Below are 19,406 nucleotides of genomic sequence, written 5' to 3'. Positions count from 1 at the left end.
GAAGAAGTCGTCGTCGATGCCGACCTTCTCCAGGCCGAGCACCTCGGCGAAGAGGGCCGCCAGGGCCTCCTCCCGGCCGGTGCGCGGCGCCCGGTACGCCTCGCCGGTGAACTCGGGCTCGGGCAGCGCCCGGTGGTCGAGTTTGCCGTTCGGGGCGAGCGGCAGCCGGTCCAGGTGGACGAACGCGGAGGGGACCATGAACTCCGGGAGCCGGCCCGCGGTGTGGGCCCGCAACTCGTCGGTGTCGAGGTCGGCGCCGGGCACCACGTAGGCGACGAGACGCCGGCTGTTCCCGTACGGCTTCGCGACGACCACGGCCCGGTCGACGCCCGGGTGGGCCGTCAGGGCCGCCTCCACCTCGCCGGGTTCGACGCGGAAGCCGCGCACCTTGACCTGGACGTCGCCGCGGCCGGCGTACTCCAGCTGCCCGTCGGTGTTCCACCGGGCGAGGTCGCCCGTGCGGTACATGCGGGAGCCGGGCGGGCCGAACGGGTCGGCGACGAACCGGTCCGCGGTCAGCTCGGGGCGCCCCCGGTAGCCGCGTCCGACGTTCCCCGCGACGTACAGCTCCCCCACCGCGCCCGGCGGCACCGGGGTGAGCCCCGGACCGAGGACGTAGGCCCGCATGTTGGCGAGCGGGGCGCCGATCGGGGCGCCGGCCGTCGCGTCGCCCACCTCGGCGAGGGTGGCGTAGAAGCTCTCCGTCTGGCCGTACGCGTTGATCACGCGCACGTCGGGGAAGACCTCCCGGACCCGGCGTACGAGCCCGGAGGACAGGCCCTCGCCCGCGAAGACCAGGGTGTCGACGGTGGTGGTGCCGGCGAGCTGGTCGACGAGTTCGGCGAAGACGGACGGGACGGTGCTGATGACGGAGCCCTGCCAGCCCTCGCGCTCCCCCAGGGCGAGCACGTCGCGGACGATCTCGACGGTGCCGCCGTGGGCGAGGGTGGTGAACAGCTCGAACACCGAGACGTCGAAGTTGACCGAGGTGCCCGCGAGCATCCGGCGGCCGGGCGCCATGCCCACCGGGCCGGCCAGCCGCAGCACGCCGTTGACCACGTTGGAGTGCGTGATCGCGACGCCCTTCGGGGTGCCCGTCGAACCGGAGGTGTACATCACGTAGGCGAGGTTCTCCGGGTGGACCGGGCGGCCGAGGTCGGTGTCGTCGGCCGGGAGGACCAGCTCGTCGACGTACAGCTTCGGCACGGTCGTCGGGGGAAGCACGGAGACCGTCCCCGAGTCGGTGAGGACCAGCTGGGGCCGGGCCTCGCCGAGGATGTACTCCAGACGGTGGCTCGGGTACCTCGGGTCGATCGGCAGATGGGCGCCGCCCGCCTTCAGCACCGCCAGCAGGGCCACCGCCAGGCCCTCCGTGCGGGGCAGGGCCACCGCGACCACGCTCTCCGGGCCGACGCCGTGGGCGACGAGCTCCCGGGCGAGCCGGTTGGCCGCCGCGTTCAGCCCGGCGTACGTCAGCGTCGTGGCGCCGTACTCCACGGCCGGCGCGTCCGGGGTGGCCGCGACCTGCCGTTCGACCAGTTCGGCGACGGTCAGCGCCGGGGTGTCGGCGGAGGTGCCGCTCAGTTCGGCGAGCCGCTCGTGCTCGGCCGGTTCGAGGAGGTCGACGCGGCCCACCGGGACCGACGGGTCGGCCGCCATCTGCCTGAGGACCCGTACGAGCCGGCCGCCGAGCGCCTCGACGGTGTCCTGGTCGAAGACGCCCCGCTGGTACTGGAGGACCAGCTGGAGGTGCGGGTCGGCGGCCGCCATCACCGTCAGCGGGTAGTGCGTGCCGGAGAAGGGGCGGATGCCGGTGAAGGCGATCCCGGCGGCGCTGTTGGCGGAGTCGATGCCCTCCTTGTCCACCGGGAAGGACTCGAAGACCACGAGGGTGTCGAAGAGGGTGCTCAGCCCGGTCGTCCGGTGGATCTCGCTCAGCCCGTGGTGATGGTGGTCGAGGAGCGCGGCCTGGCGCCGCTGGAGCCCGGTGAGCAGGTCGGCGAGGGTGTCGCCGGGGCCGTACTCGACGCGCACGGGCAGGGTGTTGATGAAGAGTCCGACCATCGAGTCCACGTCGGTCACCGTCGGCGGCCGCCCGGAGACGGTCGCGCCGAACACGACGTCCCCGCGGTTCGTCATCCGGCCCAGCACGACCGCCCAGGCGCCCTGGACGAGCGTGTTGACGGTGATGCCGAGTTCGGAGGCGCGGCGGTTGAGGGCGCGGGCCTCGTCGAGCGGCAGCCGCACGTCGAGCTGGCCGACACCGGGGTCACCGCCGTCCGTGGCCGTGTCCGCCTCCGGGTCGCCGGCCTGTTCCGTGGCACCGGCCGGGCTGGGGGGTGCGAGGAGGGTGGGTTCCTCCACGCCCGCCAGTTCCGCCGCCCAGGCGCGGGCCGTCTCCGCCTCGTCCTGCCGGGACAGCCAGGTGAGGAAGTCCTTGAAGCCGCGGGTGCGGGGCAGGACGGCCGGGTCGCCGGCGGAGCCGTACAGGTGGAGCAGGTCCTGCATGAGGATCGGGAAGGACCAGCCGTCGAACAGCACGTGGTGGGCGGTGAGGACCAGTTCGGAGCGGTCGTCGGTCATCCGGACCAGGGACAGCCTCAGCAGCGGCGGGGCCGCCGGGTCGAAGTGGGCGGTGTGGTCCTCGGCGAGGAACCGCTCGAACGCCTCCTCCCGCTCCCGCTCCGGGAGTGCGCGCAGGTCGACCTCCCGCCAGGGGAGGCGGACGCCGTCCACGACGGCCTGGACCTGTCGGCCGGCCGAGTCCGTCACGAACGCGACCCGGAGGTTCGGGTAGCGGTCGAGTACGGCCTGGCCCGCGGCCCGCATCCGCGTCGGGTCGATACGGCCGGAGACGTGGAAGGCGATCTGCATCTGGTACGCGTCGTGTGCCGCGTCGTCGTCCAGGAGGGACTGGAAGAGCAGGCCCGACTGGAGCGCGGTGAGCGGCCAGACGTCGCTGAGGCCGGGGTAGGTCTCCTCCCACTGCTCGATGTCCCGCTGGGTCACGTCGACGAGGGGCAGGTCGGAGGGGGTGAGCCCGCCGGCCGTCGGGTCCTCGGTGACATGGGTGGTGATCGCCTTCAGGGCGGCCGACCAGAGGGCCATCAGGTCCTCGACCTCGGTGCGGGTGAGGACGCCGGCCGGGAAGCCGACGGAGGCGTCGAGCTGGGCGCCGAGGTCGGTGTCGATGACCGCCGAGTTGATCTCGACGGTGGTCATGGCGGGCATCCCGCCCAGGTCCGGGGAGAGGGCCACGTCGGGGAGCTGGGTCCAGCCGAGGTCGCGGAGTTCCTCCGGCATGTCGGCGGAGGAGAAACGGCCGAGGTAGTTGAACCCGATCTGCCCGGCGGCGCCGAGAGCACCGAGGTCGGCCGCGGTGCCCTCGTTCAAGTAGCGCAGCAGGCCGTAGCCGAGGCCCTTGTCCGGGATCGCGAGGAGTTGCTCCTTGATGGACTTCACCACTGAACCGGTCGCGGCTCCGCCCTCGAACGCCTCGTCCACGTCGTGGCCCGTCGTGTCCAGGCGGACCGGGTACATGCTGGTGAACCAGCCGATCGTGGAGGAGAGGTCCGCGCCGGGGACGACGTCCTGTTCGCGGCCGTGGCCTTCGAGGCGGACCAGGGTCGACGGCTCGTCCGCTCCCCTGCCGCGGCGCCACTTGGTCACCGCGAGGGCGAGGGCCGCGAGGAGGGCGTCGTTGACGCCGCCGTGGAAGGCCGCCGGGACCTTCGTCAGGAGGGCCTCGGTGACCTCCACCGGGAGGCGGAGCGAGACGTGGTCCATGGTGGAGCGGGTGTCGGCGGCCGGGTCCAGCGGGCGGGAGCCCAGCAGGGGGTCGGGGCCGTCGAGGATGCCCCGCCACAGCTCCAGTTCGGCCGTGCGCTCCGGGGAGCCGGCCTCCTCGATCAGGGCGTGCGTCCAGCGGCGTACGGACGTGCCGACCGGCGGGAGCTGCGCCGTGCCGTTCTCCTTCAGCTGCTTCCACGCCTCGGCGAGGTCGGGGAGCAGGACGCGCCAGGAGACACCGTCGACCACCATGTGGTGCAGGGCGATCAGGAGGCGGCCGGGGATCTCCGGGTCGGCCGGGTCGAACCACACGAACTGGGCCATCACCCCGGCCGCCGGGTCCAGTCGGCCGGTGGCCGCGTCGAGTTCAGTGGCGGCCGTGCGCAGCCAGGTCTCGTCCCAGGTCCCGTCGCAGGCGACGCGCCGGATCAGGGAGGCGGTGTCGACGGAGCCCGCCGGGGTGACCTCCAGGCTCGCGCCGGTCAGCCGGGACCGGAGCAGGTCGTGGCGGTCGAACACGGCGTCGAGGGTGGCGATGAGGCGGGACCGGTCGATGCCGAGGGGCAGTTCCAGCGGGAGGGACATGGAGAAGCGGTCGAAGTCGCCGCCGAGTTCCAGCATGTACTGGGCGATCGGCAGCAGCGGCAGGGTGCCCGTGCCGCCGCCCTCGAACTCCTCCAGGAGCACGGTGGTGCCGGTGGTGCGGGCCACGCGGGCGAGTTCGGCGACCGTGCGGTGCTCGAAGATCTCGCGCGGGCTGACCTCGACGCCCTGGGCGCGGGCCCGGGTGACGACCTGGATGGAGCGGATGGAGTCGCCGCCGACGGCGAAGAAGTCGTCGTCGATGCCGACCCGGCCGTGGCCGAGGACATCGGCGTACACGGCGGCGAGGATCTCCTCCTGAGGGGTGCGGGGCGCCCGGTACTCGCCGCCGCTGAACTCCGGTTCGGGCAGCGCCTTGGTGTCGAGCTTGCCGTTCGGGGCGAGCGGCAGCCGGTCGAGGACGACGAAGGCGGCCGGGACCATGAACTCGGGGAGCCGGTCGGAGACGAAGGAGCGCAGGTCGCGTGAGGTGAGTCCGGCGGTGAGGTCGAAGTCGGTGCCGCCGAGCTGTCCGGCGCCGTCCCCGCCCGTCCCCGCGTCCGCCGGGACCACGTAGCCGACGAGTTGCTTGCTCTTTCCGTGTTCGCGGACCACGACGGCCGCCTGGGCGACGCCGGGGTGCGCGGTGATCGCGGCCTCGACCTCGCCGGGCTCGATGCGGAAGCCCCGCACCTTGACCTGGGAGTCGGCGCGTCCCGCGTACTCCAGCTGCCCGTCGGTGTTCCAGCGGGCGAGGTCGCCCGTGCGGTACATCCGGGAGCCGGGCGGGCCGAACGGGTCGGCGACGAACCGCTCGGCGGTCAGGTCGGGCCGGCCGCGGTAGCCGCGGCTGACGTCGCCGGCGATGTACAGCTCACCGACCACGCCCACGGGGGCCGGGGTGAAGCCGGGGCCGAGGACATAGGCCCGCATGTTGCCGAGCGGGGTGCCGATGGGGGCGCTGCCGGTGCCGCCGGCCGCCGCCGAGCCGTTCGCGGTGTGGGTGGTGGCGTAGAACGACTCGGTCTGGCCGTAGGCGTTGACGACGCGGACGCCGGGGATCTGCTCCCGCATCCGCTCCACCAGGGCGGTGGGCAGGGCCTCGCCGGCGAAGACGACCGTCTCGACGGTGAGGCGGCCCGCGAGCTGGTCGAGCAGCTCGGTGAAGGCCGACGGCACAGTGGAGATCATCGTGCCGTTCCAGCTGTCGCGTTCGCCGAGGACGAGGACGTCCCGGACGATCTCCGCGCTGCCGCCGACGCTGAGCGTGGTGAACAGTTCGAACACCGATACGTCGAAGTTGATCGAGGTGCCCGCGAGGATCCGCGAGCCCTTCTTCACACCGACCCTCGGGATCAGCCGCAGCACACCGTTGACGATGTTGTGGTGGCTGAGGGACACGCCCTTCGGCGCACCCGTCGAGCCCGATGTGTACATGACGTACGCCAGGTTCTGCGGGTGGGCGGTGACCGGCAGGTTGTCCGGGGAGCGGTCGGTGAGGTCGAGCCGGTCCAGATACAGCTTCGGCAGGTCCGTCTCGGGGAGCACCGACACGGTCTCGGAGTCCGTGAGGACGAGGACCGGGGCCGCCTCGCCGAGGATGTGGTCCAGGCGGTGGCTCGGGTACTTGGGGTCGATCGGCAGGTAGGCGCCACCCGACTTCAGCACGGCGAGCAGGGCGACCGCGAGGTCGGCGGTGCGCGGCAGGGACACCGCGACCAGGGTCTCGGGGCCGACGCCGTGGGCGACGAGTTCGCGGGCGAGCCGGTTGGCGCGGGCGTTCAGCTCCCAGTAGGCGAGCGTGGTGTCGCCGGAGACGATCGCGACCGCGTCCGGGGTGGCGGCGACCTGCAGCTCGACGAGTTCGGCGACCGTGAGGTGCGGGGTCGGCTCGGCGGTGTCGTTGAAGCGGTGCAGCACCTGGTCGCGTTCGGCGTCGTCGAGGAGGTCGACCGCGCCGACACGGGCCGCCGGGTCGGCGACGAGCTGGCGCAGCACCCGGACGAACCGGTCGGCGACACGCTCGGCCGTCTCCCGGTCGAACAGGTCGGAGGCGTACTCCAGCAGGCCCTCGACCTCGCGTCCGTCCGGGCCCGTCACCTCGGTGAGGTTGAAGAACAGGTCGAACTTGGCGGTCCCGGTGGGTGTCGGCACGTACGCGACGTCCAGGCCCGGCAGGTCGAAGTCGGCCTGCGCGAAGTTCTGCCAGGCGAACATGACCTGGAACAGCGGGTGGTAGGCCGTGGACCGCTCGGGGTTGAGCAGTTCCACCAGGCGCTCGAAGGGGGCGTCCTGGTTGGCGTACGCGGCCAGGGCCTTGTCGCGGACCTGGGCGATCAGCTCCTCGAAGGTGGGGTTGGCGGACAGTTCGGCGCGCAGCACCCAGGTGTTGACGAAGAACCCGACCAGGTCGGCGAGGGCCTCGTCGGTGCGGCCGGCGATCGGGGAGCCGATCGGGATGTCGTCGCCGCCGCCGAGCTGGTGCAGCAGCACCGCGAGGACGGACTGCATGACCATGGACACGGTCACGTCGTGCGCGCGGGCCAGCTTCTCCACGGCGACGAGAAGGTCGTCGTCGAGGCGGAAGTCGAGCATCTCGCCCCGGTAGCTCGCCTTCGGCGGGCGCGGCCGGTCCACGGGCAGCCTCAGCGGCTGCGGTACGGCGGCCAGTTCGCGCCGCCAGTACGAGGACTGCGCGGCGAGCACGCTGTCCGGGTCGGTGGCGTCGCCGAGCAGGTCCCGCTGCCAGAGCGTGTAGTCGGCGTACTGGACGGGCAGTTCGGCGAATTCGGGTGCGAGGCCCTCGCGGCGGGCCGCGTAGGCGGTGGAGATGTCCCGGATGAGTGGGGCCATGGACTCGCCGTCGCTGGCGATGTGGTGGATGAGCAGGGTCAGGAGGTGCTCGCCGGGTCCGACGCGCAGGATGCCCGCCTTGACGGGGACGTCGTGGGCGAGGTCGAAGTGGTGCCGGGCCGCGCGGGCGACCGCGTCCGCCACGTCGTCCGCCGCCACCTCGGCGACCGGGACGGCGAGGCTGTACTGCCCCGGCTCCAGGACGACCTGGTGGGCGGTGCCGTCGACGTCCTCCGCGTACACGGTGCGCAGGCTCTCGTGGCGGGCCACGACGTCCCGGATCGCCTCGGCGAGCGCCTCGGTGTCCAGGTCGCCGGTCAGCCGCAGCGCCATCGGGATGTTGTACGTCGCGGAGGGGCCCTCGAACCGGTCGATGAACCACAGTCGGCGCTGGGCGAACGACAGCGGCAGCTTCTCGGGGCGGGTGCGCAGGCGCCGCAGCGGGGTGCGGACGGTGTCACCGGAGGACAGCCGACCCGTCAGCTCGGCGACCGTCGGCGAACCGAAGACCACCTTGATCGGGATCTCCACGCCCAGTTCGGTGCGGATACGGCTGATGAGACGGGTGGCGAGGAGCGAGTGACCGCCCAGGTTGAAGAAGTTGTCGTCGATGCCGACCTCGTCGACGCCGAGGACCTCGGCGTACAGGCGGGCGAGGATCTCCTCCCGCTTGGTGCGCGGCGCCCGGTAGGGCACTCCGGCGAACTCGGGGGCGGGCAGCGCGGCCCGGTCGAGCTTGCCGTTCGGCATCAGCGGCAGCCGGTCGAGGACGACGTACGCGGCCGGGACCATGAACTCGGGGAGCTCGCGGGCCGCGTGGGCGCTCAGCTCGTCGGCGTCCACCGCGTCGGGCGCGGTGGGCACGACGTACGCCACGAGGACCTTGCCGGCGTTGGTGCCGCGTCCGTTGCGGGCGATCACCGCGGCCTGGGTCACCCGCGGGTGGGAGGCGAGGGCGGCCTCGACCTCACCGGGCTCGATGCGGAAGCCGCGCACCTTGACCTGGGTGTCGCCCCGGCCGAGGTACTCGATCTGCCCGTCCTCGGTCCAGCGGGCGAGGTCGCCCGTGCGGTACATCCGCGAGCCGGGCTCACCGAACGGGTCGGCGACGAACCGGTCGGCGGTCAGGTCGGGCCGGCCGCGGTAGCCGCGGCCCAGGTTCCCGGCGACGTACAGCTCGCCGACGGCGCCCGGCGGTACGGGGGTGAGGCCCGCGCCGAGGACGTAGGCCCGCATGTTGGGCAGCGGGGTGCCGACGGGCGCGCTGCCCGTGCCGTCCCAGCCGGCCGCGTCGAACGTGGTCGCGTAGAAGCTCTCCGTCTGCCCGTAGGCGTTGACGACACGGACGCCGGGGAACGCCTCGCGGACCCGGGAGACCAGCGTCGACGACAGGGCCTCGCCCGCGAAGACGACCGTGTCCATGGAGGTGCGGTCGGCGATCTGGTCGAGGAGTTCCGCGAACGCCGACGGCACCGTGCTGACGACGGCCCCCCGCCAGTGGTCGCGCTCGCCGAGGACCAGGACGTCCCGGACGATCTCCGCCGTGCCGCCGTGGACGAGCGTGGTGAACAGCTCGAACGCGGAGACGTCGAAGTTGATCGACGTGCCGGCGAGGACCTTGGAGCCGGCCTGGATGCCCATGCGGGCGGCGAGCCCCACCACGCCGTTGACGACGCCCGCGTGGGTGATGGCGACGCCCTTGGGGGTGCCGGAGGAGCCCGAGGTGTACATCACGTACGCGAGGTTCTGCGGGTGGACCGGACGGCCGAGGTCGGTGTCGTCGGCCGGGAGGTCCGGCTCGTCGACGTACAGCTTCGGCGTGTCGGTGTCCGGCAGCACCGCGACCGTCTCCGCGTCCGTGAGGACCAGGGTCGGGCGGGCCTCGCCGAGGATGTACTCCAGGCGGTGGCTCGGGTACTTCGGGTCGATCGGCAGATAGGCGCCGCCCGCCTTCAGCACCGCCAGCAGGGCCACGGCCAGCTCCGTCGAGCGGGGCAGGGACACGGCGACGACGGACTCCGGGCCCACACCGTGGTCGACGAGGAGCCGGGCGAGCCGGTTGGCGCGGGAGTTGAGCTGCTCGTACGTCGTCCGGGCGCCCTCGTGGACGAGCGCGATGGAGTCCGGGGTGGCCGCGGCCTGCTTCTCGACGAGCCGGGTGACGGTCGTGTCGGGGCGGGGCGCGCTGGTGCCGCTCAGCTCCAGCAGACGGTCGTGCTCGGCCGGCTCCAGCAGGTCGACGAGACCGACGGGGAGGGCCGGGTCGTCCGCCAGCTGCCGCAGGACGAGGGCGAGTCGCGCCGCGTACGACTCGACGGCGGCCCGGTCCAGGACGTGCTCCTGGAACTGGAGGGCGAGCCGCAGGTGCGGGTCGGCGTCCGCCATCACGGTCAGCGGGTAGTGGGTGCCCGTGGAGGGCCGGATGGTGGTGAAGGCGATCCCGGCCGCCGCGTTGGCCTCGTCGAGGCCGGCCCGGTCCACCGGGTACGACTCGAAGACGACCAGGGTGTCGAAGAGGGAGCTGAGGCCGGTGCTCTGCTGGATCTCGCTCAGACCCTGGTGGTGGTGGTCGAGCAGCGCGGCCTGCCGCCGCTGGAGCGCGGTGAGGACGTCGGCGAGGGAGTCGCCGGGGGCGTACTCGACGCGGACGGGCAGCGTGTTGATGAACAGGCCCACCATCGAGTCGACGTCCGGCACCGCCGGGGGCCGCCCGGAGACGGTCGCGCCGAACACGACGTCCCGGCGTCCGGTGAGCCGGCCGAGCAGTACCGCCCAGGCGCCCTGCACCAGGGTGTTGACGGTGACGCCCAGCTCCGAGGCGCGGCGGGTGAGCCTGCGCACCTCGTCCAGGGGCAGGGGCACGTCGACGGAGCCGATGCCCTGGCTGCCGGTGGCGGGGGCGCCGCCCCGCACGAGCAGGGTGGGCTCCTCGACGCCCTCCAGTTCGCGGGCCCACGCCTGCCGCGACGCCTCGTGGTCCTGGCGGTCGAGCCAGGTGAGGAAGTCCTTGTAGCCGCGGACGCGGGGCAGGACCGAGGGGTCGCCGCCGGAGCCGTACAGGTGGAGGAGGTCCTTCATCAGGTGCGGGAAGGACCAGCCGTCGAAGAGGACGTGGTTGGCGGTGAGGACCAGCTCGGAGGTCGCGCCCGTCATCCGGACGAGGGTCATGCGGAGCATCGGCGGGACGGCCGGGTCGAACGCCTGCGCGTGATCCGCCGTGAGGAACCGCTCGAAGGACTCCTCGCGCTCCTCCTCGGGGAGGTGGGTCAGGTCGATCTCCCGCCAGGGGAGTTCGACACCGTCCACGACGACCTGGGCCTGGCGGCCCGCGGAGTCGGTGACGAACGCGGCCCGCAGGTTCGGGTGCCGGTCCAGGACGGCCTGGCCCGCCGTGCGCATGCGCTCCGCGTCGACCTCGCCGGTGACGTGGAACGACATCTGCATCTGGTAGGCGTCCCAGGAGTCGTCGTTCAGCATCGTGTGGAACAGCAGGCCCGACTGGAGGGCCGTGAGCGGCCACACGTCGGTGAGGCCCGGGTAGGCCGCCTCCCACCGCTCGATGTCCTGCTGGGTGACGTCCACGAGGGGCAGGTCGGACGGGGTGAGTCCACCGGCGTCCTCCTGGCCGACGTGCCGGGCGAGGGCGGTCAGCGCGGTGCACCACAGGTCCACCAGCTCCTCGACGTCCTCCTTCTCGAAGAGGGTCGCCGGGAAGCCGATGCTCGCGTCGAGCTGTGCGCCGTCCTCCGTGTCGACGACCAGGGAGTTGATCTCCAGGGACGACATGGCGGGCATGTCCTCGTCGAGGGGCGCGGAGAGCTCGCGGAGCTGGGTGAAGCCGTTGCCCCGCAGGTGCTCGGGCATGTCGGCGGAGGAGAAACGGCCGAGGTAGTTGAAGCCGATCTGGCCAGTGGAGCCGAGCGCGTCCAGGTCGGTCGCGGTCGCCTCGTTCAGGTAGCGCAGCAAGCCGTAGCCGAGGCCCTTGTCCGGGATCGACAGGAGCTGTTCCTTGACGGCCTTGACCGCGCTGCCCGCCGCCCCGCCCCCCTGGAACGCCTCGTCCAGGTCGATGCCCGCGACGTCCAGGCGGACCGGGTACAGGCTGGTGAACCAGCCGAGCGTGGCGGAGAGGTCGGCGCCGGGGACCACGTCCTGTTCGCGGCCGTGGCCCTCCAGCTTGATCAGGGTGGAGGACTCGTAGACGCTCCGCGCGCGGCGCCACTTGGTGACTGCCAGGGCGAGGGCCGCGAGGAGCCCGTCGTTGACGCCGCCGTGGAACGCGGCCGGTACCGCGGTGAGGAGGGCCTCGGTGACGTCGGCGGGGAGCTGCACGCGGACGAAGTCCAGGGAACCCCTCGTGTCGACGGCGGGGTCCAGCGGGCGGTGCGAGAGGAGCGGGTCGGGCCCGTCGAGGACGCGCTTCCACAGGTCCAGCTCGGCCGTGCGCTCCGGGGAGGCGGCCTCCTCGATCAGGGCGTGCGTCCAGCGGCGTACGGACGTGCCGGCGGCCGGCAGCTTCGCGCGGCCCCGCTCCTTGACCTGCTGCCAGGCGGCGGCGAGGTCGGGCAGGAGGACACGCCAGGAGACGCCGTCGACGACGAGGTGGTGCAGGGCGACGATCAGGCGGCCGGGGGCCTCCTGGTCGGCCGGGTCGAGCCACACGAACTGGGCCATGACCCCGGCGGCCGGGTCCAGCCGGCCGGTCGCCGCGTCGAGTTCGGCGGCCACCAGCTCGTCCGCGGCCTGCGGGCCGTCGCAGGCGACGCGGCGCAGCAGGGTGCCCGCGTCGACCGTGCCCGGCGCGCCGACGATCATCCGGCGGGCCCCGGCGTCGAGCCGTGAGCGCAGGATGTCGTGGCGGTCGAGGACCGCGTCGAGGGTGGCGACCAGGCCCGCCCGGTCGATGCCGGGCGGGAGTTCGGCGAGGACGGCCATGGAGAAGCGGTCGTGGGAGCCGCCGAGTTCGAGCATGTACTCGGCGATCGGCAGCAGCGGGAACGCCCCGGTGCCGCCGCCCTCGTACTCCTCCAGGACGACGGAGGCCGTCGACTGCTCGGAGGCGACGGCGGCCAGCTCGGCGGCCGTCCGGCGCTCGAAGATCTGCCGGGGGGTGACCTCGACGCCCTGGGCGCGGGCGCGGGAGACGACCTGGATGGAGCGGATGGAATCGCCGCCCACGGCGAAGAAGTCGTCGTCGACGCCGACGCGTTCGAGGCCGAGGACCTCGGCGTACACCTCGGCGAGGATGCGCTCGCGCTCGGTGCCGGGGGCCCGGTAGGCGCCCGCGGTGAACTCCGGCTCGGGCAACGCCTTGCGGTCGAGCTTGCCGTTCGGGGCGAGCGGCAGCCGGTCGAGGACGACGAACGCGGACGGGACCATGAAGTCCGGGAGCCGCTGCCCCACGAAGGCCCGCAGGTCGGCGGTCTCGACGCCGGCGCGCAGGTCGGTGCTGGTGGAGTCGCTGCTGTAGGCGGGGACGACATAGCCGACGAGCTGCTTGGTGGTGCCGTGGGCGCGGGCGACGACGGCGGCCTGGGCGATGCCCGGGTGCGCGGTCAGCGCGGCCTCGACCTCGCCGGGCTCGATGCGGAAGCCGCGCACCTTGACCTGGGTGTCGCCGCGTCCGAGGTACTCCAGCTGGCCCTCGGCGTTCCAGCGGGCGAGGTCGCCCGTGCGGTACATGCGGGAGCCGGGCGGCCCGTACGGGTCGGCCACGAAGCGGTCGGCGGTCAGCTCGGCGCGGCCGTGGTAGCCGCGCGCCACGTTCCCGGCGACGTACAGCTCGCCCGCCACGCCCTGCGGTACGGGGGTGAGGCCGGGGCCGAGGACGTAGACGCGCATGTTGCCCAGCGGGGTGCCGATGGGCGCGCTGCCCTCGCCGTGCCAGCGGCGGGTCTCGTCGATGGCGAACGCGGTGGCGTAGAAGCTCTCGGTCTGGCCGTAGGCGTTGACGATCCGTACGTCGGGGAACGCCTCGCGGACCCGGGCGGCGAGCGTCGAGGAGAGCGCCTCGCCCGCGAAGACGAGGGTGTCGACGCTGGTGGTGTCCGCGATGTGGTCCATCAGCTCGGCGAAGACGGACGGGACGGTGCTGACGAGGCTGCCGTTCCAGCCCTCGCCCCGGGCCGCGCGCTCGCCGAGGACGAGGACGTCGCGGACGAGTTCGACGGTGCCGCCGTGGGTGAGCGTCGTGAAGATCTCGAAGACCGACACGTCGAAGTTGATGGAGGTGCCCGCGAGGGTCCGCGAGTCCTTGCCCATGTCGACGCGCTCGGCGAGCTGGAGGACGCCGTTGACGATGTTGTGGTGGGAGAGGGAGACGCCCTTCGGGGTGCCCGTCGAGCCCGAGGTGTACATGCCGTACGCCAGGTTGTACGGGTGGGCGCCGCCGGCGAGGTTCCCGGCCGGCTGACCGGACAGGTCCAGCTCGTCGACGTACAGCGTCGGGGCGCCCGTCTCCGGCAGCACGGAGACCGTCGCGGAGTCGGTGAGGACCAGGTGCGGGCGGGCCTCGCCGAGGATGTACTCCAGGCGGTGGCTCGGGTACTTGGGGTCGATCGGCAGATAGGCGCCGCCGGACTTCAGTACCGCGAGCAGCGCCACCACGAGGTCCGGGGAGCGCGGCAGGGACAGCGCGACGACCGTCTCGGGGCCGACGCCGTGCTCGACGAGGACGTGGGCCAACCGGTTGGCGCGGGCGTTCAGCTCGCCGTACGTCAGGGAGGTGCCCTCGTGGACGACGGCCTCGGCGTCGGGGCTGAGGGCGACCTGCTCCTCGACCAGCCGGGCCAGGGTGACCATCGGGGTCTGCTCGGCGGTGGCGTTCATCTCGACGAGGAAGCGCCGGCGCTCGGCCGGGTCCAGGGTGTCGACGGCGCCGACCGGGAGGGCCGGGTCGGCCATCAGCTGCCGCAGGACGCGGACGAAGCGGGCGCCGACGGCCTCGGCGGTGGACCGGTCGAACAGGTCGAGGGCGTACTCGATGGTGCCGCGCGCGCCCTGCCCGTCGTGGTGCCGGGCGATGTTGAACTCCAGGTCGAACTTGGAGGTCTTGGTGTCGAGCTGCTCGAAGTCGAGGCGGGCGTCGAGGCCGGGCAGGTCCAGCTCGGGGCGGGTGATGTTCTGCCAGGCGAACAGCACCTGGAACAGCGGGTTGTATGCGGTGGAGCGCTCGGGGCTGAGCCGGTCCACCAGCATCTCGAAGGGGGCGTCCTGGTTGTCGTAGGCGTTCAGGGCCCGCTCGCGGACCTGCTCCAGGACGTCCTCGAAGGTGAGGTTGCCGTCCAGGCGGACGCGCAGCACCCAGGTGTTGACGAAGAAGCCGACCAGGTCGGCGAGGTCCTCGTCGCCGCGGCCCGCGATCGGGGAGCCGATCGGGATGTCGCCGCCGCCGCCGAGCTGCTGGAGCAGCACCGCGAGGACGGACTGGAGGACCATCGACACGCTCAGTCCGCGCTCGGTCGCCAGTTCCTCGACCTGGGCGAGGAGTTCCGGCTCCAGCTCGAACTCGACGGTGTCGCCGCGGTGGCTGGCCACCGAGGGGCGGGTGCGGTCCAGGGGCAGCTGGAGCGGCTGGGCCAGGCCGGCCAGCTCGTCCTCCCAGTGGGCGAGCTGGCGGGAGACCAGGCTGTCGGGGTCGTTCTCGTCGCCGAGCAGCTCCCGCTGCCAGAGCGCGTAGTCGGCGTACTGGACGGGCAGTTCGGGGAACTCGGGGGCACGGCCCTCGCGGCGGGCCCGGTAGGCGAGGCTCAGGTCCCGCAGCAGCGGGGCGCCGGACTCGCCGTCGGCGGCGATGTGGTGGAAGAGCAGCAGCAGGACGTGCCGGTCCGGGGCCTGCCGCAGGATGCGGGCGCGCACCGGGATCTCGGCGTACAGGTCGAAGGTGTACGAGACGGCCTCGGCGATGGCCTCGGGGAGCCGCTCGGGCTCGACGTCCACGACGGGGATGTCGGGCCGGATCTCCTCCGGCGGAAGTATTCGCTGGTAGGGGACGCCGTCCTCGTCGTAGAGGATCGTGCGCAGGCTCTCGTGGCGGCCGATCACATCGCGGATCGAGGCGGCGAGGGCGCGGGTGTCGAGCTCTCCGGCGAGGTGGAGGGCGAGGGGCACGTTGTAGGTGGCAGAGGGGCCCTCGAAGCGGTCGATGAACCAGAGCCGACGCTGGGCAAACGACAACGGGATCACTTCGGACTACTCCTTGTTCATTCTGCGCAGACGGGGCCTGCTCGGGCTGGACGCGGGGGATCCGGCGGATCCGGCGGCCGCGGGGGCGGCCGCGATGTGGTCGGCGAGCTGGGCGAGGGTGGGGCTGGAGAAGATCGTTTTGATGGACACCTCGGTACCGAGCTGCTTGCGGATGCGGCTCTTGATCCGCGTCGCGAGCAGCGAGGTCACGCCCAGGTTGAAGAAGTTGTCGTGGACGCCGATCCGTTCGGGCTCGGTGCCGAGGACGTCCGCGAACAGGTCCCGCAGGGCCTGCTGGGCCGGGGGGAGGGGAGCGGAGTCGGCGGTGGCGGCCGTCGCGCTGTCCGCCGTGCTGGCGGTGGCGCCGTCCGCCGCGGGGTCCGCCTTGCCGCCCGTCGCGGTGTCCGCGGCGGTTTCCGTGGCGGTTTCCGTGGCGGTGGCGAGCGGCTCGCCCAGGTCCAGGGCGCCCACCGGGTGGGCCGGGTCGGCGGCCAGGGTGCGGAGCACGGTGTGGAGGCCGCCGGCGATCCGGTCGGCGGTGGCCTGGTCGAGGACGCCCCGCTGGTACTGGAAGGTGAGCCGCAGCCGGGGTTCGGCGTCGGCGATGAGGGTGAGCGGGTAGTTGGAGCCGCCCAGCGAGCGGGTCCCGTCGAGGGTGAGGCGGGCGGCGGCAGCGGCCTCGGCGAGCGCGGACTCGTCGGCGGGGAACGCCTGGTAGACGAGCAGCGTGTCGAAGAGGGCGCCGAGCCCGGTGGCCTCGTACAGGCCGCTCAGGGACTGGTGGTGGTGGTCGAGCAGCCCGGTCTGCCGCTCCTGGAGACCGGTCAGCACCGTCCCGAGACCGTCCTCGGGGGCGTACCGCACCCGTACGGGCAGGGTGTTGATGAACAGCCCGACCATCGACTCGACGCCGGGCAGTCCCGGCGGCCGGCCGGAGACGGTCGCGCCGAACACCACGTCGGCGCGTCCGGTGAGCCGGCCGAGGACGACGGCCCAGGCGCCCTGCACCAGGGTGTTGAGGGTGACGCCCAGCTCCCCGGCGCGCCGGCCCAGCAGTGCGGCCTCCTCGTCGGTCAGGGGGACGACCGCGGTGCCGACCTCGGAGCCGGAGGCCTCGTCGCGGGCGACGGCCGTGCCGGCGAGCAGCGTCGGGCGGTCCACGCCGTCGAGTTCGGCGGTCCAGGCCGCGGCCGCCTCGCCCTGGTCCTGCCGGGCCAGCCACGCGAGGTGGTCGCGGAAGCCGCGCACCGGCGGGAGGGGCGCCTGGTGGCCGTGCGAGGCGTACAGGCGGAGCAGGTCCCGGGCGAGGAGCGGCTCGGACCAGCCGTCGAGGAGCGCGTGGTGCAGGGTGAGGACGAGGGCGGCCTGTTCGGCGCCCAGCCGGATCAGCGTCATCCGCACCAGGGGCGGGGTGGCGAGGTCGAAGGGCACGGCCTGGTCGTCGGCGAGGAACCGCTCGAACGCCTCCTCCCGCTCCTCGGGCACCAGGGTCCTCAGGTCCAGCTCCTGCCAGGGGAGCTGGACGCCGTCCACCACCAGCTGCACCAGATCGCCCTGGGTGTCCGGGGCGAAGGCGGCGCGCAGCGCGGGGTGCCGGTCGAGCAGGCCCTGCCCGGCCTCCCGCATCCGCGCGGGGTCGACCCGGCCGGAGAAGGTGAACACCGTCTGCATGCGGTACGCGTCGTAGCCGCTGTCGCTGAGCATCGACTCGAACAGCATCCCGGACTGCATCGGCGTCAGGGGCCACACGTCGGACAGGTTCGGGTGGCGCTCGCGGAAGGCGGCGAGGTCCTCGTCGCCCAGCTGGACGAGGGGGCCCGACACGTCGTCGTACGTCTCGGCGGGGGTGCCGGCGTGCGGGGCGAGCCGGGCCACCGTGCGGTGGGTGAGGAGCTGCCGCTGGGTGATCTCCAGGCCCCGGGCGCGGGCCTCGGCGACCACCTTGACGGAGCGCAGCGAGTCACCGCCGAGGGCGAGGAAGTCGTCGTCGGCGCCGACCCGGTCGAGGCCCAGCACCTGGGCGTAGACCTCGGCGAGGATCCGCTCCCGCTCGCCCTCGGGCTCCCGGTACTCCCCGCCGGTGAACACCGGCTCGGGCAGCGCCTTGCGGTCGAGCTTGCCGTTGGGCGACAGCGGGAGCGTGTCGAGGAACATGAAGGACGCCGGGACCATGAACTCGGGCAGCCGCCCGGCGGCGAGCGCCTTCAGCTCGTCGGCGGTGACGCCGGCGCCGGGCGCCCCGTCCACGGGTCCCGCGTCCGCGACCAGGTAGGCGACCAGCTGCCGTCCCTCGTGGGCGACGACCGCGGCCTGCCGTACGGCGGGGTGGGCGAGCAGCACGGACTCGATCTCGCCGAGTTCGATGCGCAGCCCGCGCAGCTTGACCTGGTGGTCGGTGCGTCCGAGGTACTCGACCTCGCCGTCCGCCGTCCACCGGGCGAGGTCGCCGGTGCGGTACATCCGCGTCCCGGCGGGCCCGTACGGGTCGGCGAGGAAGCGGTCGGCGGTGATCTCGGGGCGGCCCAGGTAGGCGCTCGCCAGCTGAACGCCCGCGAGGTACAGCTCGCCGGGCTCGCCGACCGCGACGGGCCGCAGCCCGGCGTCGAGGACGTACAGCCGGGTGTTCCACACCGGCTTCCCGATCGGTACGGGGCCGTCGGCGGCGGTGTCGCAGGGGTGGTACGTGACGTCGACGGCGGCCTCGGTCGGCCCGTACAGGTTGTGCAGCTCCACGCCCGGCAGCAGCCGGCCGAACTCCCGTACCGCCTCGCGGGGCAGGGCCTCGCCGGAGCAGAACACCTGGCGCAGCCCCGTGCAGCCGGACGCCTCGGGCCCGGCGAGAAACACCTGGAGCATCGACGGCACGAAGTGGCAGGTGGTGACGGACTGTTCGCGGATGGTCCGGGCCAGATAGGCGGGGTCCTTGTGGCCGCCGGGTTCCGCGACGACGATCGCCGCGCCCTCCCGCAGCGCCCAGAAGAACTCCCACACGGACACGTCGAACCCGGACGGCGTCTTCTGGAGCACCCGGTCGGCGGCGGTGAGCGGGTACTCCGCCTGCATCCACCGCAGCCGGTTGTCGATGGCCGAGTGCGGGACGACGACGCCCTTGGGGCGACCGGTGGAGCCCGAGGTGAAGATGATGTACGCCGGGTGGGCGGGGGTGACGGCCGGCGTGGGATCGGTGTCCGGCAGGCCGTCGAGGGTGGTGTCGTCGAGGGCGACGACGGGGATGCCGTCCGGCACCGGAACCCGCCCGGCGGTGTCCGCGACGACGCAGGCCGGGCCGGTGTGCTCCAGCATGTAGGCGAGCCGGTCGGCCGGGTAGTCGGGGTCCAGCGGCAGATAGGCGCCGCCCGCCTTCACCACGGCGACCAGGGTGACCAGCAGGTCCAGGGAGCGGGGTACGGCCACCGCGACCGGGGTTCCGGGGGTGACGCCGAGGGCGGCCAGGTGGTGGGCGAGCCGGTTGGCGCGGGCGTTGAACTCGGCGTACGTCAGGGTCTCGGAGCCGAAGACCAGGGCCGTCGCGTCCGGAGTGCGCCGGACCTGCTCCTCGATGGGGGCGACGAGTGTGGTGACCGGCAGCTCACGGCCGGTGTCGTTGAACTCCTCCAGAACCAGGGCGCGTTCGGCGCCGACTGCCTGACGGGCCGACTCCACCTCCGCGGAGCGCTGTTGGCCGGTCAATTTCCACACCTCTTCTCTCACTGGATTTTCCCGGACTCCGGGAATTGCGCGAATGCGGAACACGAGTCCGCGAATTGCGCGGAACAAAGGCGGAACAAAGACGGAACAAAGGGGGATTGCAACGACCCTAATCGGCCGCTTAATTGGCCAACAAGGTTGTTCAACCGACCAATTGAGCCGCTTGGACGGTGAATTCACCGGAGTGCGAGACGCCCGCCCGGGAATCGTTCGCGAGCCGTCGCAGGACGCCCGCGAGCCGGTCGGCGGTGTCCCGCGCGGCCTCGGTCCCGAACAGTCCGCGCCGGCCG

Annotated in this window: 1 protein-coding gene and 1 pseudogene; both read right to left on the bottom strand. The window is 73.0% G+C overall.

What is annotated here, in order from left to right; translation table 11 throughout:
* Positions 1–15,408 (bottom strand): non-ribosomal peptide synthetase (locus tag AOK15_RS27590; RefSeq protein ID WP_157870384.1); only part of this gene is annotated, 15,408 nt, incomplete at its 3' end.
* A gap of 6 nt (positions 15,409–15,414) precedes the next feature.
* Positions 15,415–19,098: pseudogene (locus AOK15_RS27585) on the bottom strand (acyl carrier protein); the annotation flags it as partial.
* Between the last annotated feature and the right edge of the window lie 308 nt (positions 19,099–19,406).

It is taken from the genome of Streptomyces ossamyceticus, assembly GCF_001418475.1.
Classification (GTDB): domain Bacteria; phylum Actinomycetota; class Actinomycetes; order Streptomycetales; family Streptomycetaceae; genus Streptomyces; species Streptomyces ossamyceticus.
This window is presented reverse-complemented; position numbering and strand designations above follow the sequence as displayed.